Source organism: Thiobacillus denitrificans ATCC 25259, assembly GCF_000012745.1.
Classification (GTDB): Bacteria; Pseudomonadota; Gammaproteobacteria; order Burkholderiales; family Thiobacillaceae; genus Thiobacillus; species Thiobacillus denitrificans_B.
The window spans coordinates 2,516,949-2,538,142 of sequence record NC_007404.1; the positions used below are offsets into that span (position 1 = coordinate 2,516,949).

The window sequence follows — 21,194 nt, forward strand, 5'->3', positions numbered from 1 at the left end:
GTAAAATGCGGCGATTTCGCCTCGTTCATACCCATCTCCCAGGGAGTCCCAGCATGTCCAAGAAGCATCCCGTCATTGCGGTCACGGGTTCGTCCGGCGCCGGCACCACCACGGTCAAGCGCGCGTTCGAACACATTTTCTTCCGCGAGAAAATCAACGCTGCCGTGATCGAAGGCGACAGCTTCCACAGCCTTGCGCGCGTCGAGTTCAAGGAGGCCGTGAAGAAGGCCGAAGCCGAAGGCAATTTCTCGTTCAGCCACTTCGGCCCGCAGGCCAACCATTTCGACAAGCTCGCGGAACTGTTCAAGACCTATGGCGAGACCGGCGGCGGCAAGAAGCGCTACTACATCCACAGTGATGAAGAGGCCGACCAGCACAACAAGCGTCTCAACACCAGCCTCAACCCGGGCGAGTTCACGCCCTGGGAAGACGTGCCGCCCGGTTCCGACGTGCTGTTCTATGAGGGCCTGCATGGCCTGGTCAAGACCGACACGGTCGACGTCGCGCAGCACGTCGACCTCGGCATCGGCGTGGTGCCGATCGTCAACCTCGAGTGGATCCAGAAGATCCACCGCGACGGCGCCGAGCGCGGCTACTCGGCCGACGTCATCGTCGACACGATCCTGCGCCGCATGCCGGACTACGTGAACTACATCACGCCGCAGTTCTCGCGCACCGACATCAACTTCCAGCGCGTGTCGACCGTCGACACGTCCAATCCCTTCATCTCGCGCGACATTCCTACGCCGGACGAGAGCTTCATCGTGATCCGCTTCCGCAACCCGCAGGGCGTGGACTTCCCCTACCTGCTGAACATGATCTGCAACTCGTTCATGTCGCGCCGCAACACCATCGTGGTGCCCGGCGGCAAGATGGGCTTCGCGATGGAATTGATCCTCGCACCGCTGATCCAGGACATGATCGCGAACAAGAAGAAGTAAAGGCCTGTCCCGGCCAAAGCAAAACGGAGCCGCGCGGCTCCGTTTTTGTTTCTGCCACGGGCAGGCTAGGCGACTGCAAACCCGACCAGCGCGATTTCGTCGCCGTCTTTCACCGCCGAAGATTTTTCCGCGAACTGCTTGTTGACCGTGACACTGAGCTTCGGATTGCCGAGCAGCATCTTCTTCCACATCTCGCCGCGCCTGGAGAGCACGAACAGCAGGCGCTCGACGTCGGTGACGTCGGGCTGCAGTTCGATCTCGTCCGACGCCATGCCGAGCGTGTCGACGAGGTCGCCGAAAAAGAGGATTTTCACCATGGACCGCCCCGTATAATTCGTAGTCGTTCGGCTGATTCTACCTCCGTATGTCCTCCTCCCCCGACGGGCACCAGCGCCTGCTGGATTCGCTCAATCCCGAACAGCGCGCCGCGGTGACGCTGCCGCACGAGTCCGCGCTGATCCTCGCCGGGGCCGGCTCGGGCAAGACGCGCGTGCTGACCACGCGCATCGTCTGGCTCGTCCAGACCGGCCAGGTGTCGCCGCACGGCATCCTCGCCGTGACCTTCACCAACAAGGCGGCGAAGGAGATGCTCACGCGCATTTCGGCGATGCTGCCGATCAACACACGCGGCATGTGGGTCGGCACCTTCCACGGCCTCGCCAATCGCCTGTTGCGCACGCACTGGCGAGAAGCCGGATTGCCGCAGTCCTTCCAGATCCTCGACGCCTCCGACCAGCTCTCGGCGATCAAGCGGCTCATGAAGGCGATGAACGTCGACACCGAGAAATACGAGCCGAAGAAGGTGCAGTGGTTCATCAACGGCCACAAGGAGGCCGGACGCCGCGCGCGCGACGCCGAGGCCTACGACGAGTACTCGATGCGGCTGGCCGAGATCTACGAAGCCTACGACGCGCAGTGCCAGCGCGAGGGCGTGGCCGACTTCCCCGAACTGCTGCTGCGCTCCTACGAATTGCTCTACCGCAACGAGCCGCTCAGGCAGCATTACCAGGATCGCTTCCGGCACATCCTGGTCGACGAGTTCCAGGACACCAACACGCTGCAATACCGCTGGCTCAAGCTCTTCGCCGGCGCGCACAGCGTGATCTTCGCGGTCGGCGACGACGACCAGTCGATCTACGCCTTCCGCGGCGCCGACACCGCCAACATGGCCGCGTTCGAACGCGAATTCGCGCACGGCAACGTGATCAAGCTCGAGCAGAACTACCGCAGCCACGGCAACATCCTGACCGCCGCGAACACGCTGATCGCGCAGAATGCCCACCGCCTCGGCAAGAACCTGTGGACCGCCGCGGGCGAAGGTGAGCCGATCCGCGTCTTCGAGGCGTATTCCGACCAGGACGAGGCGAGTTTCGTCGTCGACGAGGTGCGGAATCTGAACCGGGAAGGCATCGCCTACGCCGACATGGCGCTGCTTTACCGCTCCAACGCGCAGTCGCGCGTGCTCGAACACGCCCTGTTCTCGGCCGGCGTCGCCTATCGCGTATACGGCGGCCTGCGCTTCTTCGAGCGCCAGGAAGTCAAGCACGCCCTCGCCTACCTGCGTCTTCTGACCCACCCCGAGGACGACGGCGCCTTCCTGCGCGTGGTCAACTTCCCCACCCGCGGCATCGGCGCGCGCACGCTCGAGCAATTGTCCGAGACCGCCGCGCGCGCGGGAACGAGCCTCTGGCAGGCCGCCTGCACCAGCGGCGGCAAGGTCGCGGCGTTCGCGCGGCTGATCGAGGACATCAAGCGCGCCACGGCCGACCTGCCCTTGCCCGAAGCGATCGGCCACGTCGTCGAGGCGTCGGGCCTGGCCGATTACTACCGTGCCGACAAGGACGGCGCCGACCGCCTGGAGAACCTCAACGAACTCGTCAACGCGGCCGCGCTTTTCGCCGAGGAGTCGGCTGCCGAGGCTTCGGCGTCCGACGAGCCGGCGCCGTCCGAACTGGACCGTTTTCTCGCCCATGCCGCGCTCGAGGCCGGCGAGCACCAGGCCGAGGCGGGGCGCGACGCGCTGCAGTTGATGACCGTGCACGCGGCGAAGGGCCTCGAGTTCGAGGCGGTTTTCATCACCGGGCTCGAGGAAAGCCTGTTTCCGCACGAGCAAAGCACGCTCCAGGGCAGCGGGACACACGCCGACGAGGGGCTCGAGGAAGAGCGGCGGCTGATGTACGTCGCGATCACGCGGGCGCGGCGCAGGTTGTATCTCTCGCACGCGCAATCGCGCATGCTGCACGGCCAGGTGCGCTACGGCATCGCCTCGCGTTTTCTGTCCGAACTGCCCGAGCAGGTGCTACTGCACCTCAATCGCCGGGCGACGCCGGCGCATGTGCGCGAAGCGCCGGCGCCATCGCCGCGGGCCGCGCGCGCCGGCGAAGACACGGGGTATCGCGTCGGTCAGAGCGTCGCGCACGCCAGGTTCGGCACCGGCATCATCATCGACTTCGAAGGACGCGGGCCCGACGCGCGCGTGCAGGTCAAGTTCCGTGATGGAACGAAGTGGCTTGCGCTCGCCTACGCCAAGCTGTCGCCGGCCTGAGCCGGCGTCGCGTCATCCGCCCACACCGCGAAGATCGCCTGATACGACGCATAGAGCGAGCCGAACAGCACCGGCATCGCGACCAGCAGGCCCAGCATCAGGGGCACGAGCGCCGCAACGAAGAGCACCGCACCGAGTGCCAGGCCGTTGAGCATCATCGCAGCGAGGTTGCGCCCCACCGCCTTGAAGCTCACGCCGAGCGCCGTCAACGGCCGCGCGCCGCCGAACAGGATCAGCGCCGGCGCGAACCAGGTCGCCATGATCAGGGGCAGAAACAGCAGCAGGCCCGTGAGCATGGCGGGCATCGACTGATCGAGCACGGCCTGCATTTCCTGAGGGTCCTTCTGCGACTGCGCGGCGGCCATCAGCGCCTGCGGATCGAATCCCATCGCGAGCATGACCTGGCCGATCGCCAGCGTGCCTAGCAGTTGCACGGCGCCGACCGTCGCCAGCGGGATCGCGGGCCCGCGCACGCCGGCGAGAAATTGCGGCAGTTCCAGCTCGCGCCCTTCGTCGAGCGCGCGATACGCAGCCATGAAACCCGCCACCATGAGCGGCGACGCGAGTTCGGAAAGCGAGCCGCCGATCACCGGGATGAGGCCCAGCGCCATGACGACGCCGAACAGCACGCCGAACGCGGCGGAGAGCAGGAGCGGATTCTTGCGATAAAGGCGAAAGCCCGCGGCGACCCACCGAAAACCCTCGGCGGCCGCGACGCGGCGGGGAATGTCCTGACTGCTTGGCGTGTTCATGCGACGGATTGTAATGGAGGCTTGCGGCCGGGCAGCAGCCCGAGGCGCGAAGCGAGTGCGGCGTGGGCTGAGCCGGCGCGGCCCGGAACGGACGTCTCGTTCAGACGTCGCCCGCGCGGCGCCGGGACGAGCGCGCCGGCGTCCCGCGCACGGAAATCAGAACTCCTTGATCACCCACATCGGCGGACGCATGCCGGAATCGAGGCTGTCCTGGCGGGCGAACTGCCCGTCACCCTTCTGGTCGACGAGGTAGTAGGGCTTGCCGACCTTGGGAATCACCTTGAGCATGTACAGCCTGCCGTTCGCGCGGTATTCGACGACCCGCCCTTGGGCGCTGGGCTTGATCGTCACCTCCGGCGCATCGCCCGGCCCGGGTGGGCCGTCGGGAACCGGCGCCAGCTCGGGCGGCCGGTCGTCCGGCGGGGCCGCGACGGCGGCGCCGCACAGCACGAGGGTCAACAGCAGAACAGGGTAGCGCATGGCGGGCTCCGGAAGATGAAGGTCGGTTGGGTCGGATGACGTCAGAGATTGAACTGGATTTCGCGCTCGGCCGGCGAAGGCATGAAGCCGCGCTTCTCGTAATGGTTGAAGATCGCGTCGACCACCTCTTCCGGCTTGTCGAGCACGCGCATCAGTTCCACGTCCTCGGCCGAGACCATCCCCTCCTTCACGAGACGGGTCCCGACCCACTCCGCAAGCCCGCCCCAGAATGAGGAGCCGACGAGGATGATCGGAATGCGCTGGATCTTGCCGGTCTGCACGAGCGTCAGCGCTTCGGTCAGTTCGTCGAGCGTGCCGTAGCCGCCGGGCATGACGACGTAGGCCGCAGCGAACTTGACGAACATGACCTTGCGCGCGAAGAAATGCTGGAAGGTCTGGCTGATGTCCTGGTAGGCATTCGCGCTCTGCTCGTGCGGCAGCTGGATGTTGAGGCCGACGCTCGGCGACTTGCCGAAATACGCGCCCTTGTTCGCCGCTTCCATGATGCCGGGCCCGCCGCCCGAGATCACGGAGAACCCGGCATCGGAGAGCTTGCGCGCGATGTCCTCGGTCAGCGTGTAGTAGGCGTGATCGGGCGGCGTGCGCGCGCTGCCGAAGATCGAGACCGCCGGGCGGATCGGGGCGAGCCGCTCAGTCGCCTCGACAAACTCTGCCATAATCCCGAGCATCCGCCAGGACTCGCGCGCCGAGTAATTGGTCTCGGCGGTGCGCCCCGGGTCAACCGCTGCGGGCAATTTATCCAAATGCATTTTTCGAGCGCCTCGTGAACGATCCTAGTGTAAGTCAGCCCGGCAAGACCCTGTTGTTGGTGGACGGCTCGTCCTATCTGTACCGCGCCTTTCATGCGCTGCCGGACCTGCGCAACGCGGCGGGCGAACCGACCAGTGCGATCAAGGGCGTTCTCGCCATGCTGCACAGGCTGCGCAAGGATTACGCGGCCGATTATATCGCCTGCGTGTTCGACGCGAAGGGCAAGACCTTCCGCGACGATCTCTATCCTGCGTACAAGGCGAACCGCCCGGCGATGCCGGACGATCTGCGCAGCCAGATCGAACCTCTGCACGAGGCCATCCGCGCCGAGGGCTGGCCGCTCGTCGTCATCGACGGCGTCGAGGCGGACGACGTGATCGGCACACTCGTGCGCCACGCCGCACAAAAAGGCATCCGCAGCATCGTCTCGACCGGCGACAAGGACATGGCCCAGCTCGTCGACGGCCACGTCACGCTCGTCAACACCATGAGCCTCGAGACGCTCGACGAAGCCGGCGTCGTCGCCAAGTTCGGCGTGGCGCCCGACCGCATCATCGACTACCTCACGCTCGTCGGCGACGCGGTCGACAACGTGCCCGGGGTCGCCAAATGCGGGCCGAAGACCGCCGCGAAATGGCTCGCCGAATACGGCACGCTCGACAACCTGCTCGCCCACGCCGACGCGGTCAAAGGCGCGGTCGGAGAGAACCTGCGCGCGGTCGTCGACTGGCTGCCGCAGGCCCGCGCGCTGCTCACGATCAAGACCGACGTCGCGCTGCCCTTCGATTTCGACGACCTCGTGCTGAAGCCGCGCGACATCGACGCCCTGCGCGGGCTGTTCGAGCGCTACGAATTCCGTACCTGGCTGCGCGAACTCGACGCCTCGCCGGCGACGGCCGTTTCGTCCGAACCCGACTGCAGCGGATCGCACCGCGCCGGCTACGAGATCATCCTGAGCGAAGCGCAGCTCGACGCCTGGGTCGCGCGGGTCGCGACCGCCGACGCCTTCGCGCTCGACGTCGAGGCGAGCAGCGCGAGCCCGCTGCAGTGCGAACTGATCGGCCTGGCGTTCGCGGTCTGCGAAGGCGAGGCTGCGTATCTGCCGCTCGGCCACCATTACGCCGGCGCGCCGGCGCAGCTCTCGCGCGCCGCGGCTTTCGCCAGAATCAAGCCCCTGCTCGAGGAGCGCGCGGCGAAAATCGTCGGCCAGAATCTCAAATACGCGCGCCACGTGCTCGCCAACTGCGGCATCGCGCTCGGCGGCGCGGCCGACGACACGCTGCTGCAATCCTACGTGCTCGAAGCGCATCAGCCGCACGAACTCGCGAGCCTCGCCAATCGCCATCTCGGGCTCGCGACGCTCGCCTGCGACGAACTCACCGGCAAGGGCGCGGCGCGCATCGGCTTCGATCAGGTCGCGGTCGAGCGCGCCGGCGAATACGCGGCCGAGCAGGCGGACGTCACGCTGCGCGTCCGCGGCCAGCTCGCAGCGCGCATCGCGGCGTCGGAGAAACTCGAATACGTCTACCGCGAAATCGAGCTCCCGGTTTCCGAAGTGCTCTTCCGCATGGAACGCGCGGGCGTGCTGCTCGATCGCGCGCTCCTCGCGGCGCAAAGCGGCGAGCTCGGCCGCAAGATGCTCGAACTCGAGCAACGCGCCTTCCAGGAAGCGGGCCAGCCTTTCAATCTCGGCTCGCCCAAGCAGATCGGCGACATTCTGTTCGCGCAAAAAGGCCTTCCGATCCTCAAGAAAACACCGGGAGGGGCGCCGTCGACCGACGAGGAAACGCTCGAACTGCTCGCACTCGACCACCCGATCGCGCGTGCGATCCTCGACTACCGCGGACTCGCCAAACTGAAGTCGACCTACACCGACAAGCTGCCGCAGATGGTGCATCCGTTGACCGGCCGGCTGCACACAAGCTATTCGCAGGCGACCGCGGTGACCGGCCGGCTCGCGAGCGTGGAGCCGAACCTGCAGAACATCCCGGCGCGGACGGCGGAAGGGCGCCGCATCCGTGAGGCCTTCATCGCGCCGCCCGGCCACCTGCTCGTCTCGGCCGACTATTCGCAGATCGAGCTCAGGATCATGGCGCATCTATCGGACGACGCCGGCCTGCTTCACGCCTTCGCCAACGATCTCGACATCCACACCGCGACCGCCGCCGAGGTGTTCGGCGTCCCGCTCGACGCGGTCAGCGCCGAGCAGCGCCGGATCGCCAAGGTCATCAATTTCGGCCTGATCTACGGCATGTCGGCCTTCGGCCTGGCGAGCCAGCTCAATCTCGAGCGCAGCGCCGCGCAGGCGTGGATCGACCGTTACTTCACGCGCTATCCCGGCGTCGCGAACTACATGCTGCGCACCCGCGAATCGGCGCGCGCGCAGGGCTACGTCGAGACCGTCTTCGGCCGCCGCCTCTATCTCCCTGAAATCAACGCGAGGAATCCGCAACGCCGACAAGGCGCCGAACGCGCCGCGATCAATGCGCCGATGCAGGGCACGGCCGCCGACCTCATCAAGCTGGCGATGATCGCAGTGCAGCGGTGGATCGACAGCGAAAGACTCGGCACGCGCCTACTGCTGCAGGTCCACGACGAACTGATCCTCGAGGTGCCTGAACACGAGCTCGAACGCGTCCGCGCCGAACTGCCGTCGCACATGTGCGACGTCGCCGCGCTCAAGGTACCGCTGCGGGTCGGCGTCGGCGTCGGCGGCAACTGGGAAGCGGCGCACTGAGCGTCCTGTCTCGCCCATGAAAAACGGGCGCCGCGAGCGCCCGTTTTTTTTAGCAGCCAGGTGGCTACTGCGGCACGAGTTCCACGCGGCGGTTCTGCGCGCGGCCGGCCGCGGTGCGGTTGTCCGCAACCGGCTGCGACTCGCCGTAGCCGCGGGCGGTCAGCCGTTCGGCGCGAACGCCTTTTTTCACGAGATAGGCCCGCACGGCCTCGGCCCGGCGCTGCGAGAGCTCGAGGTTGAAGGCGGCCGAGTGGGTCGAGTCGGTGTGACCGGCGACCTCGACCCTGACTTCACCCCATGCGTTCAGCGAGGCCGCGGCATTGTCGAGGATCGTGATCGAGTCGGGCGTCAGACGCACGCTGCCGGGCTCAAAGCTCACGCCGTCGAGCGTCATCCGCCGTGGCATGGACGGCCTTGGCGGCTCGGGCTCGGGTTCGGCTTCACGCGCCGCCCGCGGCGGGCAGCCGTCGGCGCTGCCGCGCCCGGCTTCGGCCGGGCATTTGTCGCGCGCGTCGGGAACGCCGTCACCGTCGCGGTCGGAGGGACAGCCGGCCGCGTCGACGGTGGCGCCGGGCGGGGTCGACGGACAGCGGTCAAGGCCGTCGAACACCCCGTCGGCATCGGAATCGAGCGGACAGCCCAGCGCATCGACCGCGGCACCCTTGGGCGTGCCGGGGCATTGTTCGACGCGGTCGATCACGCCGTCACCATCGGCGTCGGACGGCTCGCCGAGGCCCCAGGCATAGCCGACGAGGACCTGAACCTGGGTCAACCCCGCACCCGGCAGCGCATCGTTGCCGAAGGAACGGTCGGCACGCAGCTCCCAGCGCAGCGCGTCGTTCGAACCGAACGCCCAGTTCTGGCCGACGCCGAACGACGCCGCGGGGCGCGTGAAGTCGACGTCGCCGTCGGTCTCGGCGCGGATCAGGCCGAGACCGCCGGCGAGGAACCAGTCGTATTGCCGTTGGCGGGAGAACGCCCACTCGACGCCGCCACGCAGCGTGGCGAGTTTCGCGTCGCCGACCCCCGGTCGGTCGCTGTCGTAGGCACCGTAGACGAAATCGCCGAACAGCCGGAAATCGCGATCGAGCTGCTGGCTGTAGCGCAGGCCGAACAGCGGGTTCGCCGCGTCGTCCTCGCTGCCGACGAGACTATCGTCCGCCCAGCCCGCACCCAACAAAATACCGACTTCCTGCGCCGGCATGTCGGCCGCCTGGCCGCCGCCCAGCAGCGCGAGGCCGGCAAGCAGGCAGGCCCCCTGTGCTCGTTTCATGTGATCCACCCAAACAACCAAAAAACCTGCTTCGCCGACAGCGAGCAGCCGGCGGCGATTGTAGCCCCGGCGCACGCTGCGCCGGCCACTTGCCCGCACTTGCGCGGCTCAGGGCGCTACTTTTGTCTCAACGCGTCACGAATCTCGCGCAGCAGCACGATGTCTTCGGGCGGCGCCGCCGGCGCGGCCCCGGGCGCCGGCCGCTTGAGGCGGTTGATCTGCCTGACGATGATGAAGACGATCAGGGCGAGGATCAGGAAATTGAGCAGCACGGTCACGAAGTTCCCGTAGGCGAGGACCGGCACGCCGGCCTTTCTGACCTCCGCCAGCGTCAACGCCACCCCCTCGGGCACACTGCCGAGCGCGATGAAGAGGTTGGAAAAATCGAAGCCGCCGAACACGGCGCCGACGATCGGCATGATCAGGTCGTCGACGATCGACGCGACGATCTTGCTGAACGCGGCGCCGATGATGACGCCGACCGCGAGGTCCATTGCGTTGCCCTTGGCGATGAATTGCTTGAACTCGGACGCGAAGCTCATATCTCCCCTTTCCCGGTTTCTGGATGATCCGGTCATAGTAGCCTGCCGGCCAACGGGCCGGGCGTACAGCGGTAATTTTTGCCGGCTTGGTGGGTCCCGGCGACGGGAGTAAAATTCCAGCCCTTATGCGCATCGGTTCCCACCTCCTGAAAAACCGCCTGATCGTCGCCCCGATGGCCGGCGTGACCGATCGGCCGTTTCGCCAGCTGTGCAAGAAGCTCGGCGCGGGCATGGCGGTCTCGGAAATGGTGACGTCGAACTCGCTGCTGTACGGCTCGGCCAAGACGGCGCGGCGCGCCAACCACGAAGGCGAGGTCGACCCGATCAGCGTCCAGATCGCCGGCGCCGATCCGCGGATGATGGCCGAGGCGGCGCGCCACAACGCCGACCGCGGCGCCCAGATCATCGACATCAACATGGGGTGCCCGGCGAAGAAGGTCTGCAACGTGATGGCCGGCTCGGCGCTGCTGCAGGACGAGGCGCTCGTCGGACGCATCCTCGACGCCGTCGTCGCGGCCGTGCCCGAGCTGCCGGTGACGCTGAAGATCCGCACCGGCTGGGATCGCGAACACCGCAACGCACTCGCCATCCTCGGGATCGCCGAGAACGCCGGCGTAAAGGCGCTCGCGATCCACGGCCGCACACGCGCCTGCGGCTACTCGGGCGAGGCCGAATACGACACGATCCGCGCGGTGAAGGCCGCGGCGCGGATTCCGGTCATCGCCAACGGTGACATCACGACCCCGGAAAAAGCGCGCCACGTGCTCGAACACACGGGCGCCGACGCGGTCATGATCGGCCGCGCCGCCCAGGGGCGGCCCTGGATCTTCCGCGAGATCGAGCATTACCTGCGCACCGGCGAACACCTGCCGCAGCCTGAAGTGGCCGAAATCCACCGCGTGCTGCTCGATCACCTCCACGACCTCTACGGCTTCTACGGCGAAGTCACCGGGGTGCGCGTCGCGCGCAAGCACATCTCCTGGTACACGCGCGGGCTCGTCGGCAGCAGCGCTTTTCGCCACGCCATGAACCGGCTCGACTCGGTCGCCGAGCAGCTTGCCGTCGTCAACGACTATTTCGCCCAGGCGGCGCGCGCGGACGTCCGCCTCCGCTACGAAGCCGGCCAAGACAACAATAACGCGGACGACCTGCTGCCGGCCTCACGGCTCGCGGCATAAGGGGAACTTCAAAATGATAGAAGAAAACGAAATCGCCGCCTGCGTGCGGCGGTCGCTCAACCGCTATTTCAAGGACCTCGACGGCGAAATCCCGAGCGAGATCTACGGCATGGTGGTGAGCGCGGTCGAAAAACCGCTCCTGGCCTACATCCTCGACCGCGCCGAGGGCAACCAGACCCGCGCCGCCGAAATGCTCGGCATCAACCGCAATACGCTGCGCAAGAAAATGCGCGAACACGGCCTCTCTGACTGACCCTTCCATGACGATCAAACGTGCCCTGCTTTCCGTGTCGGATAAAACCGGCCTCGTCGATTTCGCCCGCGCGCTCGCCACTGCCGGCGTCGAACTGCTGTCCACGGGCGGCACCGCCAAGACCCTGCGCGACGCCGGCCTCGCGGTCATCGACGTCAGCGAATACACCGGCTTTCCCGAAATGCTCGACGGGCGCGTCAAGACCCTGCACCCGAAGGTGCACGGCGGCATCCTCGCGCGCCGCGATCTCGACGACCATGTCGCGACGATGGACACGCACAGCCTGGGCTACATCGACCTCGTGTGCGTGAATCTCTATCCCTTCGTCGCCACGGTTTCCAAGCCGCATACCCTCGACGACGCGATCGAGAACATCGACATCGGCGGGCCGGCGATGGTGCGTTCGTCGGCGAAAAACTACCGCTTCGTCGCGATCGTCACCGACCCGGCCGACTACCCGGCGCTCGTCGTCGAAATGCAGGCCAACGCCGGCGCGCTGACCGACGCGACCCGCTTCACGCTCGCCAAGAAGGCCTTCAGCCACACCGCGGAATACGACGGCGCGATCAGCAACTACCTGACGTCGCTCAACGACGCCAACGAGCGCGAGACCTTCGGCGAGAAACTGAACCTGCAGTTCACGCGCGCGCAGATCTGCCGCTACGGCGAGAACCCGCATCAGGCCGGCGCCTTCTACGTGGAATCCGACGCGCCGGCCGGCACGATCGCCACCGCGCGCCAGATCCAGGGCAAGGAGCTTTCCTACAACAACATTGCCGACACCGACGCCGCGCTCGAGTGCATCAAGCAGTTCGACGCCGCGCCCGCCTGCGTCATCGTCAAGCACGCGAACCCGTGCGGCGTCGCGTACGGCACGAGCCTCATGGAAGCCTACGACCGCGCCTACGCGACCGACCCCGAATCCGCGTTCGGCGGCATCATCGCCTTCAACGGCCGGCTCGACGGCGCGACCGCCGCGGCGATCGTCGAACGCCAGTTCGTCGAGGTCATCATCGCCCCCGCAGTGAGCCCGGAAGCCTCGGCCGCGGTCGCCGCCAAGAAGAACGTGCGCCTGCTCGAATGCGGCCAGTGGACAGGCAGCGTCGCCCAGCTCGACATGAAGCGCGTCGCCGGCGGCCTCCTGGTGCAGGATGCCGACGTTTTGCTCAACGCCGAGCTCAAGGTCGTCACCCAACGCGCCCCAACCGACAAGGAAATGGACGACCTCCTGTTCGCCTGGCGCGTCGCCAAGTTCGTCAAGTCGAACGCGATCGTCTACGCGAAGGACCGCATGACCATCGGCGTCGGCGCCGGCCAGATGAGCCGCGTCAACTCGGCGCGCATCGCCGCGATCAAGGCCGAGCACGCCGGGCTCGTCGTGCCAGGCTCGGTCATGGCGTCGGACGCCTTCTTCCCTTTCCGCGACGGCATCGACCAGGCCGCGGCGGCGGGCATCAAGGCCGTAATCCAGCCCGGCGGCTCGATGCGCGACGACGAGGTCATCGCCGCGGCGAACGAGCACGGTCTCGCGATGGTGTTCACCGGCACGCGGCATTTCCGTCACTAGGAATCAGAGGTCAGGTTTCAGGGATCAGGGAATGCGCCCGAGGCCGCCATTTTCCGAATCCACTCCACCTGACCTCTCCTTGACCCCTGAATCCCGACCCCTGACCCCTCTATGAAAATCCTCGTCATCGGATCCGGCGGACGCGAACACGCACTCGCCTGGAAGCTCGCGCAATCGCCCAAAGTGTCGCGCGTCTTCGTCGCGCCCGGGAACGGCGGGACGGCGCGTGAGGAAGGCGTCGTCAACGTGCCGATTTCAGCGACCGCCGAACTCCTCGACTTCGCGTCGCGCGAAGACATCGGACTGACCGTCGTCGGTCCCGAAGCGCCGCTCGCGGCGGGCGTCGTCGATGCCTTCCGCGCCGCCGGGCGGAAGATTTTCGGGCCGACCCAGGCCGCCGCCCAGCTCGAGTCGTCGAAGGATTTCGCCAAGCAGTTCATGGCGCGCCATCGCATTCCGACCGCGGCATTCGCGACCTTTAGCGACGCGGCCGCGGCGCACGTCTATATCGACGCCCAGGGCGCGCCGATCGTCGTCAAGGCCGATGGCCTCGCCGCGGGTAAGGGGGTCGTCGTCGCAGCGACGGCCGACGAGGCGCACGCCGCGGTCGATGCCATGCTCGCCGGCAACAGCATGGGCGAAGCTGGCCATCGCGTCGTGATCGAGGAATGCCTCGTCGGCGAGGAAGCGAGCTTCATCGTTCTGGTCGACGGCGAGCACGTGCTGCCGCTCGCGTCGAGCCAGGACCACAAGCGCCTGCAGGACGGCGACCAGGGCCCCAACACGGGCGGCATGGGCGCCTACTCGCCCGCGCCCGTGGTCACGCCGCAGCTCCATGCGCGCATCATGCGCGAGGTCATCGTGCCGACCGTCGAGGGCATGGCGGCCGACGGCATCCGCTACACGGGCTTCCTCTACGCCGGCATCATGGTCGCGGCCGACGGCAGCCCGAAGGTGCTCGAATTCAACTGCCGCATGGGCGACCCGGAAACCCAGCCGATCATGATGCGCTTGAAGTCCGATCTCGTCGCATTGCTCGAGGCCGCCGTCACGGGTCGGCTCGATCAGGTCGACGCCGAGTGGGACCGCCGCACCGCGCTCGCCGTCGTGCTCGCCGCAGCCGGCTATCCCGACAGCCCGCAGAAGGGTGCGCCGCTCGCCGCCCTGCCCGACGCGGCCGAGGATCTGCGGATCTTCCACGCCGGCACCTCGGCGCAGGACGGCCGCACGGTCGTGAGCGGCGGCCGCGTCCTTGCCGTGACCGCGCTCGGCGACAGCGTGCGCATGGCGCAGAAGCGCGCCTACGACGCGGTCGCCGCGATCCACTTCGACGGCATGCAATTCCGTCGCGACATCGGCTGGCGCGCGCTCGACCGCAGCAAGAAGTGAGTCCCCGGGCGTGAGCACCGCGGAAAGCCGGGAAGGGGCGCAGCCGGGTCTGCACGCCTACCTCAGGCGCGGCGGCGTGATCGCGTATCCGACCGAATCGTGCTACGGCCTCGGCTGCGATCCGCGCAACGCCGCGGCGCTGCGCCGGCTCATTCGCCTCAAGGGCCGCGACGCCGGCAAGGGCATGCTGCTGATCGCGGACCGCTACCGGCGCCTGCAGCCTTTCGTCGGCGCACTGAGCCCGACGGGCCGCGCGCGCATGCGCCGCAGCTGGCCGGGCCCGGTGACCTGGGTCGTCCCGGCGTCGCGCCGCTGTCCGCCCGAACTGACCGGCGGGCGTACGACCGTCGCGGTCCGCGTGACCGCTCACCGGCCCGCCGCAGCGCTCTGCCGCAGCCTCGGCACCGCGCTGGTCTCGACGAGCGCCAACAAAAGCGGCCACACGCCTGCCAAAACTGCGGCGCAATGTCGCAGAATGTTCGGCGCGCGCGTGCGCGTCGTCGACGGACGCATCGGCACACGCCGCCGCCCGTCGACGCTCATCGACCTTGCCACCGGAAAAATCCTTCGAGCCTGATGTCTGTCACCGCCTGCGATCCCTCCGCCGTCAAAACCTGGCTGCTCGACCTGCAGTCGCGCATCGTCGCCGCGCTCGAAGCCGCCGACGGCCTGCCCTTCCGTACCGATTCCTGGGATCGCCCGGAGGGCGGCGGCGGGATTTCGCGGCTGATCGAGGAAGGCAACGTGCTCGAGCGCGGCGGCGTCAATTTCTCGCACGTCACCGGCGTCCAGCTGCCGCCTTCGGCCAGCGCGCACCGCCCCGAACTCGCCGGGCGCCGCTGGGAGGCAATGGGCGTCTCGCTGGTCTTGCACCCGCGCAACCCCTACGTGCCGACGGTCCACATGAACGTGCGCTGCTTCTCCGCGCTCAAGGACGGTGAAGCACCGGTATGGTGGTTCGGCGGCGGCATGGACCTGACCCCGTATTACGGCTTCGAACAGGATGCCCGCCACTTCCACCTCGCCTGCAAGAGCGCGCTCGATCCGTTCGGGCCCGGGCTGCATGCGCGCTTCAAGGACTGGTGCGACCGTTACTTCTTCCTCAAACATCGCAACGAGGCGCGCGGGGTGGGCGGCATCTTCTTCGACGACTTTTCCGAAGGCGGTTTCGATCACGCCTTCGCGATGACGCGGAGCGTCGGCGACGCCTTCATCGACGCCTACCTGCCGATCCTGGAACGCCGCAAGGACATCGCCTACGGCGAGCGCGAACGCGATTTCCAGGCCTACCGCCGCGGCCGCTACGTCGAATTCAATCTCGTGCTCGACCGCGGCACCCTGTTCGGCCTGCAGTCGGGCGGGCGCACCGAGTCGATCCTGATGTCGCTGCCGCCGCTCGTGAAGTGGCGCTACGACTGGCAGCCCGCGCCCGGCACGCCCGAGGCCGAGCTTTACACCGCGTTCCTGCCGGCGTGCGACTGGGTCTGACGATGCGCAAGATCCCGCGCCGCATTCTCGCCGCGCTCGGCATACTGCTCCTGCTGCTGCTCGTCGCCGCGCTCGTCGCCTACGAACTCGTGTCGTCGGCGGTCGAAGCGCGCTACCTCGTCAAGACGGCGCAGAAGATGACCTGGCGGGTCGAGCCGGGGCCGTCGGAACGCATCCGCTACCCGGGCGACGGTCCCTACGACGTGCGCCTCGGCTACAGCAAACTGCCGCAGTACCTGCCGCGGCTCGAAGCCGCCGGCTGGCAGGTCGACGCCCAGGCCAAGATCAGCGTACAGATGGCGCGGGCGAAGGATCTCGGCCTCTTCCTGCCCTATCACGAGAAGGATCAGGCTGGCCTGATGCTGCGCGACAGCGACGGCAAGCGACTCTATCAGGGCAAGCACCCGACGCGGGTGTACGCGCGCTTCGAGGACATCCCGCCGATCCTCGTCAATGCGCTGCTGCACATCGAGAATCGCGAACTCTTGACCGAGCAGTTCCCGACCCGCAACCCGGCCGTCGAATGGGATCGCCTCGCCCAGGCCCTGCTCGAGAAAGGCATCAGCCTGATCGATCCGGGCCGCAACGTGCCGGGGGGCAGCACACTGCCCACACAGATCGAGAAGTATCGCCATTCCCCCGAGGGAATGACCTCGAGCATGGGCGAGAAACTGCGGCAGATGGGGACGGCGAGCGTGCGCGCCTACCTCGACGGGCCGAACACGCTGCCGATGCGCAAGAAGACGGTCATGGCCTACCTCAATACCGTCCCGCTCGCGGCGGCGCCGGGATTCGGCGAGGTCAGCGGGGTCGGCGACGGGCTCTGGGCGTGGTACGGCCTCGACTTCGCCACGATCAATCGCACGCTCAAACAAGGCCCCGCGGCCAGGAACGGGCGCGCGAAAAAAAATGCCGCCACGGATGCCGCCTACGCGAGCGCGCTCAAGCACGTGCTCTCGCTCGTCGTCGCCGAACGGCGGCCCTCGTATTACCTCGCCGCCAACCGCAAGGCGCTTGACGCTGCGACCGACGATCACCTCGAACTCCTCGTCGGCGCCGGCCTGATCCCGCGCCCGCTCGCCGAGCGCGCCAAGGCGGTCAAACTGCGCAGCACGCGCCAGCGGATCGACCCGCCCGCGCCGCGCTTCGTCGACCAGAAAGCGACCAACGCGCAACGCATCCGGGTCGCGCAACTGCTCGGCGAAGAACGGCTGTACGACCTCGACCGGCTCGATCTCACGGTCGACACGACGATCAACCAGCCGGCGCAGAAAGTCGTCAGCGGCTATCTGCAAAGCCTGGCGCGACCGAGCGCCGCGGCGGCCGCGGGTCTGATGGGCCATCGCCTGCTGCGCCCGGAAAATCCGATCGAGAACGTGATCTACAGTTTCACGCTGTACGAAAAAGCGCCGACAGGAAACCTGCTGCGCATCCAGGCCGACAATCTCAACCAGCCCTTCGACATCAACAGCCAGGCGCGTCTCGACCTCGGCTCGACCGCCAAGCTGCGCACGCTCGTCACCTATCTCGAAATCGTCGCGCGGCTGCACGACGCTTACCGCTCGCTCGAGCGGCCGGCGCTCGTGGCCAAGGCGCGACCGCAGCGCGACGCCCTGTCGCAATGGGTCGCCGCGCGGCTGCTGGCCAATCGCGAGGAAGCGCTCGCGGTCACCCTCGATGCGGCGATGGCCCGCTCCTACTCCGCGTCGCCCGAGACCTTCTTCACCGGAGGCGGCCTGCACAACTTCGCCAACTTCGACCCCAAGGACAACAGCCGCGTGATGGATGTGTGGGAGGCGACGCGCAACTCGGTCAACCTCGTCTACATCCGCATCATGCGCGACATCGTGCGGCACTACGCGAGCGCCTCGCCCGGCGCCGCCGCGCGCATCCTCGACGACGCCAGCAACCCGATGCGCAACACCTACCTGATGCGCTTCGTCGACCAGGAGGGGCGCGTCTTCATCAACCGCTTCTACCAGCGCCACAAGCGCCAGACCGCGGCCGAAATGGCCGACGACCTCTACGACCGCGTCGACGGCAACCCGCGCCGCTTCACCTCGGCCTTCCGCTACCTGAATCCGCAGGCGAACTTCGCCGCCTACGCCGCGGAACTGAAAAAGCAGCTGCCGGCCGCGACGATACCGAACGAGAAGACGCTCGAGGCGCTCTACGAAGCGCATGCGCCCGAAGCCTACAACCTCGCCGACCGCGGCTACGTCACGCAGATCCACCCGCTCGAGCTGTGGGTCGTGAAAACGCTGCGCAGCGCGCCGGCGACCGACCTCGAGGCCTTGTACGAACAAGGCGCGGCGGCGCGCCGCGAAGTCTACAACTGGCTGTTCAAGACCAGCCGCAAGAACGCGCAGGACATCCGCATCCAGTCCCTGCTCGAAGTCGAAGCCTTCGACGGCCTGCTGAACGACTGGAAGCGTCTCGGCTACCCCTTCGACAACATCACGCCGTCGTACGCGACCGCGATCGGCAGTTCCGGCGACCGCCCCGCCGCGCTCGCCGAACTGATGGGCATTCTCCTCAACGACGGCGTGCGCGCCGGCAGCGTGAGCGTCACCGGCCTGCATTTCGCCGCCGACACGCCCTATGAGACCCGGCTGTCGCGCCGCGCGACCGCGCGCGAGCGGCTGCTGCCGGCCGAGGTCGCGCGCACCGTGCGCCGTGCATTGGCGCTCGTCGTCGAAGGCGGAACGGCGGCACGGCTCGCCGGCGCGCTCAAGACAGCCGACGGCAAGCCGCTGACCATCGGCGGCAAGACCGGCACCGGCGACCACCGCTTCGAGCGTTTCGGCCGCGGCGGCGAACTGCTCGAATCACGCGTCGTCAACCGCACCGCCACCTTCGCCTTCTATCTCGGCGACCGTTATTTCGGCACGCTGACCGCGCTCGTTCCGGGCGAGCAGGCCGGGCAATTCGGCTTCACCAGCTCGCTCACCGCGCAAATCCTCAAGAACCTGCTGCCGCAGCTGCAGCCCCATCTCTACCCGCTGGCGCCGGCGCCGAAGCAGGAAGCCGGGCCCCCGGCGGAAGCGCCGGCCGTGCCCGCTGCACCGGCGACGCCCGAAGCGCCTGCCCCCGCGCCGCTACCCGCGCCAGTGCCGGCCGAGCCCACCAAGCCGCGCGCGCCGGTGACGGAAAAACCGGACGGCGCGACGAGCCAAGCCGATCCGCCGGCCAAGGAACCGAAGGCCGAGGGTGGCTTCCCCGAGGACCTCGAACCGAGCGTCGTCGTCCCCGTCCCGGCCACGCCGGCGGCGCCGACGCCGGCGCCCTGACGGCGTTTGGCTTCATATGCGAATGGGAATATGCTGAAAGTCTCCGCAGCAGATCGCCTGATGAAAGACAACACCCATCCCCTCGTCCAACACCCCGCGCGCGACGCTGCCGAGGTCAGCATCCCGGCGCTGCGCGTCCTTTCGGAAATCACGACCAGCCTGTCGACCGACGCCAACGTCGAACAGCTGCTCGGACGATTCCTCTCGACGATGATCCGCCTTGCCGGCGCTCAGGGCGGGGCCGTGCGCGTGATCACCGACGACCGCACCCACCTGCGCCTGATCGCCTCGGTCGGCCTGCCACCCGACCTGGTCGAGCACGAGCACCTCGTCAGCGTCGACTGCGGGGTCTGCGGCAAGGCGGCGCGCGAGGTCTCGGTCAGCAGCTGGAACAACGTCGCGTACTGCAAGCGCCAGGCCAACGATCCCTACTTCAGCGGTACGTGCAGCACGGTCGTCGCCGTGCCGCTGATGCACAAGAACCAGGTCATGGGCGTCTACAACCTTTTCCTCGAAGAAGGCCACGTCGTCCCCGAGGACGTCCGCCTGCTGTTTCGCTCGATCAGCGAGCATCTCGGCATCGCGCTCGAGAATGCGCGGCTGACCCGCGAGAACATGCGCATTTCGCTCATGAACGAGCGGCAGATGCTGGCCAACCAGATCCACGATTCGCTCGCGCAGACACTCGCCTACGCCAAGATGCGGCTGACCGTGCTGTCCGACGCGATGCGGCACGAGGACTACGCCAAGGCCAACCGCTTCCTCGGCGACGTCGAGGAGGCGGTCGACCTCGCCTACGCCGACCTGCGCGACCTCATCACCCAGTACCGCGATCGCATCAACCCGCGCGGGCTGGTGCCCGCGATCCAGGAGCTCGCCAAGGGCTTCCGCAAGAAGGCCAATGCCGATGTCGATTTCCTCAACCTGGTGCAGGACGTCACGCTGACGCCCGACGAGGAAATCCAGGTCTTCCACATCATCCAGGAATCGCTCTACAACATCGCCAAGCACGCGCGGGCGCGCCACGTCGTCATCACCTTCGACCTCGAGAACGGGCAGTACATCGTCAACGTCGCCGACGACGGCGTCGGCGTGCAGAAGAAGCACGACGAGTCGTCGACCCTGGGCAAGAGCTTCGGCCTCACGATCATGCGCGAACGCGCTGCGCGACTGAACGGCAAGCTCGTCGTCGAGTCGCGACCCGCCGGCGGCACGGTCGTGCGTCTGGTCTTTCCGCAGCGCGCCGCCTCCCACCAAAACAGCGAGCACGCCGCATGAGCCTGACCCGCATCATCCTCGTCGACGATCACACGCTGTTCCGCAAGGGGCTCGCCGAGCTGCTCGAACAGAGCGGCGAAATCGAGGTCACCGCCTTCACGGGCAACCCCGACGAGGTCGCGATGCTGCTTAAGGCCCATCGCCCCGACGTCCTCATCCTCGATCTCAACATGCCCGGGACCGACGGCATCACGCTGATGCAACAGTTGCGCAACGCGGGCTTCGCGCTGCCGATCCTGATCCTGACGCTGTCGGAAACCGAAGACGACCTCGCGCGCGCGCTACGCGCCGGCGCGAACGGCTATCTGCTGAAAAGCATGGAACCCGACGAGGTCGTCGACGCGATCCTGCGCGCGCAGCGCGGCGAGACCGTCGTCGCGCCCGCGATGACCGCGAAGCTGGTCAAGCTCTACGACCAGAAGGGCCAGGACGCCGGTTCCCTGCTCGACGCGCTGACCCCGCGCGAACGCGAGATCCTCTCGCATCTGTCACGCGGCGAGAGCAACAAGGCGATCGCGCGCACCCTCGACATCAGCCACGACACGGTCAAGCTGCACGTGCGCCACATCCTCGCCAAGCTCAATCTGTCGTCGCGCGTCGAGGCCGCCGTATTCGCGGTCGAACACAAGGTCGCACCGGGCAGCCGCAGCGACGGCCGGTAAGCGTGCGCGCGGCCGTGCGCAAGCGCGGCCGGCCCCGAGATTCATCGC

18 protein-coding genes are annotated in these 21,194 nt (G+C 67.4%); 12 read left to right on the plus strand and 6 right to left on the minus strand.

What is annotated here, in order from left to right; translation table 11 throughout:
* Positions 1-53 precede the first annotated feature (53 nt).
* Complete coding sequence (locus TBD_RS12285) at positions 54-941, plus strand: phosphoribulokinase (RefSeq protein WP_011312959.1); 888 nt, start codon at positions 54-56, stop codon at positions 939-941.
* A gap of 65 nt (positions 942-1,006) precedes the next feature.
* Here TBD_RS12285 and TBD_RS12290 read toward each other — a convergent pair whose 3' ends face one another.
* The gene (locus TBD_RS12290) at positions 1,007-1,258 is read right to left on the minus strand and encodes a MoaD/ThiS family protein (RefSeq protein ID WP_011312960.1); all 252 of its coding nucleotides are present in this window, start codon (positions 1,256-1,258) and stop codon (positions 1,007-1,009) included.
* Between the two features lie 47 nt (positions 1,259-1,305).
* Here TBD_RS12290 and TBD_RS12295 point away from each other — a divergent pair, with 47 nt between their 5' ends.
* Positions 1,306-3,486, plus strand: a complete 2,181-nt coding sequence (locus tag TBD_RS12295; protein WP_011312961.1) for a UvrD-helicase domain-containing protein — start codon at positions 1,306-1,308, stop codon at positions 3,484-3,486.
* Here TBD_RS12295 and TBD_RS12300 read toward each other — a convergent pair.
* From TBD_RS12300 to TBD_RS12310, 3 genes are all read right to left on the minus strand, one after another.
* Complete coding sequence (locus TBD_RS12300; protein WP_011312962.1) at positions 3,462-4,238, minus strand: BPSS1780 family membrane protein; 777 nt, start codon at positions 4,236-4,238, stop codon at positions 3,462-3,464. The genes TBD_RS12295 and TBD_RS12300 overlap by 25 nt on opposite strands.
* A gap of 156 nt (positions 4,239-4,394) precedes the next feature.
* Positions 4,395-4,718 carry a DUF2782 domain-containing protein gene (locus TBD_RS12305; RefSeq protein WP_011312963.1) on the minus strand — a complete coding sequence of 108 codons (324 nt, stop codon included), beginning with the start codon at positions 4,716-4,718 and terminating at the stop codon, positions 4,395-4,397.
* A 41-nt stretch (positions 4,719-4,759) separates the two neighbouring features.
* The gene (locus tag TBD_RS12310) at positions 4,760-5,488 is read right to left on the minus strand and encodes a TIGR00730 family Rossman fold protein (RefSeq protein WP_011312964.1); all 729 of its coding nucleotides are present in this window, start codon (positions 5,486-5,488) and stop codon (positions 4,760-4,762) included.
* Between the two features lie 14 nt (positions 5,489-5,502).
* On the opposite strand from TBD_RS12310, the gene polA reads away from it, so the two are divergent.
* Positions 5,503-8,226 carry a DNA polymerase I gene (gene polA / locus TBD_RS12315; protein ID WP_011312965.1) on the plus strand — a complete coding sequence of 908 codons (2,724 nt, stop codon included), beginning with the start codon at positions 5,503-5,505 and terminating at the stop codon, positions 8,224-8,226.
* Positions 8,227-8,290: 64 nt separating this feature from the next.
* On the opposite strand, the gene TBD_RS12320 is transcribed toward polA, so the two are convergent.
* Both TBD_RS12320 and mscL read right to left on the minus strand, forming a co-directional pair.
* Positions 8,291-9,499, minus strand: coding sequence for an OmpA family protein (locus TBD_RS12320; protein ID WP_011312966.1), 1,209 nt, complete (start codon positions 9,497-9,499; stop codon positions 8,291-8,293).
* 116 nt (positions 9,500-9,615) lie between these two features.
* Positions 9,616-10,041: a large conductance mechanosensitive channel protein MscL gene (gene mscL, locus TBD_RS12325; protein WP_011312967.1), complete on the minus strand. Its 426-nt coding sequence runs from the start codon at positions 10,039-10,041 to the stop codon at positions 9,616-9,618.
* 125 nt (positions 10,042-10,166) lie between these two features.
* Here mscL and dusB point away from each other — a divergent pair, with 125 nt between their 5' ends.
* From dusB to TBD_RS12370, 9 genes are all read left to right on the plus strand, one after another.
* Positions 10,167-11,219, plus strand: a complete 1,053-nt coding sequence (gene dusB / locus TBD_RS12330; RefSeq protein WP_011312968.1) for a tRNA dihydrouridine synthase DusB — start codon at positions 10,167-10,169, stop codon at positions 11,217-11,219.
* A 13-nt stretch (positions 11,220-11,232) separates the two neighbouring features.
* The gene (locus tag TBD_RS12335; RefSeq protein WP_011312969.1) at positions 11,233-11,472 is read left to right on the plus strand and encodes a helix-turn-helix domain-containing protein; all 240 of its coding nucleotides are present in this window, start codon (positions 11,233-11,235) and stop codon (positions 11,470-11,472) included.
* Positions 11,473-11,479: 7 nt separating this feature from the next.
* A complete protein-coding gene (purH, locus tag TBD_RS12340) occupies positions 11,480-13,039 on the plus strand; it encodes a bifunctional phosphoribosylaminoimidazolecarboxamide formyltransferase/IMP cyclohydrolase (RefSeq protein ID WP_011312970.1) in 1,560 nt (519 codons plus the stop codon).
* A 111-nt stretch (positions 13,040-13,150) separates the two neighbouring features.
* Positions 13,151-14,428, plus strand: a complete 1,278-nt coding sequence (gene purD / locus TBD_RS12345) for a phosphoribosylamine--glycine ligase (protein ID WP_011312971.1) — start codon at positions 13,151-13,153, stop codon at positions 14,426-14,428.
* 10 nt (positions 14,429-14,438) lie between these two features.
* A complete protein-coding gene (locus tag TBD_RS12350) occupies positions 14,439-15,005 on the plus strand; it encodes an L-threonylcarbamoyladenylate synthase (RefSeq protein WP_011312972.1) in 567 nt (188 codons plus the stop codon).
* On the plus strand, positions 15,005-15,916 hold the full coding sequence (gene hemF, locus TBD_RS12355; RefSeq protein WP_011312973.1) for an oxygen-dependent coproporphyrinogen oxidase: 912 nt from the start codon (positions 15,005-15,007) through the stop codon (positions 15,914-15,916). Before TBD_RS12350 ends, hemF begins: the two co-directional genes overlap by 1 nt.
* Before the next feature lie 2 nt (positions 15,917-15,918).
* Complete coding sequence (locus TBD_RS12360; RefSeq protein WP_011312974.1) at positions 15,919-19,206, plus strand: transglycosylase domain-containing protein; 3,288 nt, start codon at positions 15,919-15,921, stop codon at positions 19,204-19,206.
* 60 nt (positions 19,207-19,266) lie between these two features.
* On the plus strand, positions 19,267-20,484 hold the full coding sequence (locus TBD_RS12365; RefSeq protein ID WP_041432764.1) for a GAF domain-containing sensor histidine kinase: 1,218 nt from the start codon (positions 19,267-19,269) through the stop codon (positions 20,482-20,484).
* A complete protein-coding gene (locus TBD_RS12370) occupies positions 20,481-21,146 on the plus strand; it encodes a response regulator (protein WP_011312976.1) in 666 nt (221 codons plus the stop codon). Before TBD_RS12365 ends, TBD_RS12370 begins: the two co-directional genes overlap by 4 nt.
* Positions 21,147-21,194: the final 48 nt, after the last annotated feature.

Coding starts and splice junctions, on each gene's coding strand:
- TBD_RS12370 (WP_011312976.1), top strand. CDS start 20,481: ATGAGCCTGACCCGCATCATCCTCGTCGACGATCACACGCTGTTCCGC.
- TBD_RS12365 (WP_041432764.1), top strand. CDS start 19,267: ATGAAAGACAACACCCATCCCCTCGTCCAACACCCCGCGCGCGACGCT.
- TBD_RS12290 (WP_011312960.1), bottom strand. CDS start 1,258: ATGGTGAAAATCCTCTTTTTCGGCGACCTCGTCGACACGCTCGGCATG.
- TBD_RS12335 (WP_011312969.1), top strand. CDS start 11,233: ATGATAGAAGAAAACGAAATCGCCGCCTGCGTGCGGCGGTCGCTCAAC.
- TBD_RS12310 (WP_011312964.1), bottom strand. CDS start 5,488: ATGCATTTGGATAAATTGCCCGCAGCGGTTGACCCGGGGCGCACCGCC.
- hemF (WP_011312973.1), top strand. CDS start 15,005: ATGTCTGTCACCGCCTGCGATCCCTCCGCCGTCAAAACCTGGCTGCTC.
- TBD_RS12360 (WP_011312974.1), top strand. CDS start 15,919: ATGCGCAAGATCCCGCGCCGCATTCTCGCCGCGCTCGGCATACTGCTC.
- mscL (WP_011312967.1), bottom strand. CDS start 10,041: ATGAGCTTCGCGTCCGAGTTCAAGCAATTCATCGCCAAGGGCAACGCA.
- dusB (WP_011312968.1), top strand. CDS start 10,167: ATGCGCATCGGTTCCCACCTCCTGAAAAACCGCCTGATCGTCGCCCCG.
- TBD_RS12300 (WP_011312962.1), bottom strand. CDS start 4,238: ATGAACACGCCAAGCAGTCAGGACATTCCCCGCCGCGTCGCGGCCGCC.
- purD (WP_011312971.1), top strand. CDS start 13,151: ATGAAAATCCTCGTCATCGGATCCGGCGGACGCGAACACGCACTCGCC.
- purH (WP_011312970.1), top strand. CDS start 11,480: ATGACGATCAAACGTGCCCTGCTTTCCGTGTCGGATAAAACCGGCCTC.
- TBD_RS12295 (WP_011312961.1), top strand. CDS start 1,306: ATGTCCTCCTCCCCCGACGGGCACCAGCGCCTGCTGGATTCGCTCAAT.
- TBD_RS12305 (WP_011312963.1), bottom strand. CDS start 4,718: ATGCGCTACCCTGTTCTGCTGTTGACCCTCGTGCTGTGCGGCGCCGCC.
- TBD_RS12285 (WP_011312959.1), top strand. CDS start 54: ATGTCCAAGAAGCATCCCGTCATTGCGGTCACGGGTTCGTCCGGCGCC.
- TBD_RS12320 (WP_011312966.1), bottom strand. CDS start 9,499: ATGAAACGAGCACAGGGGGCCTGCCTGCTTGCCGGCCTCGCGCTGCTG.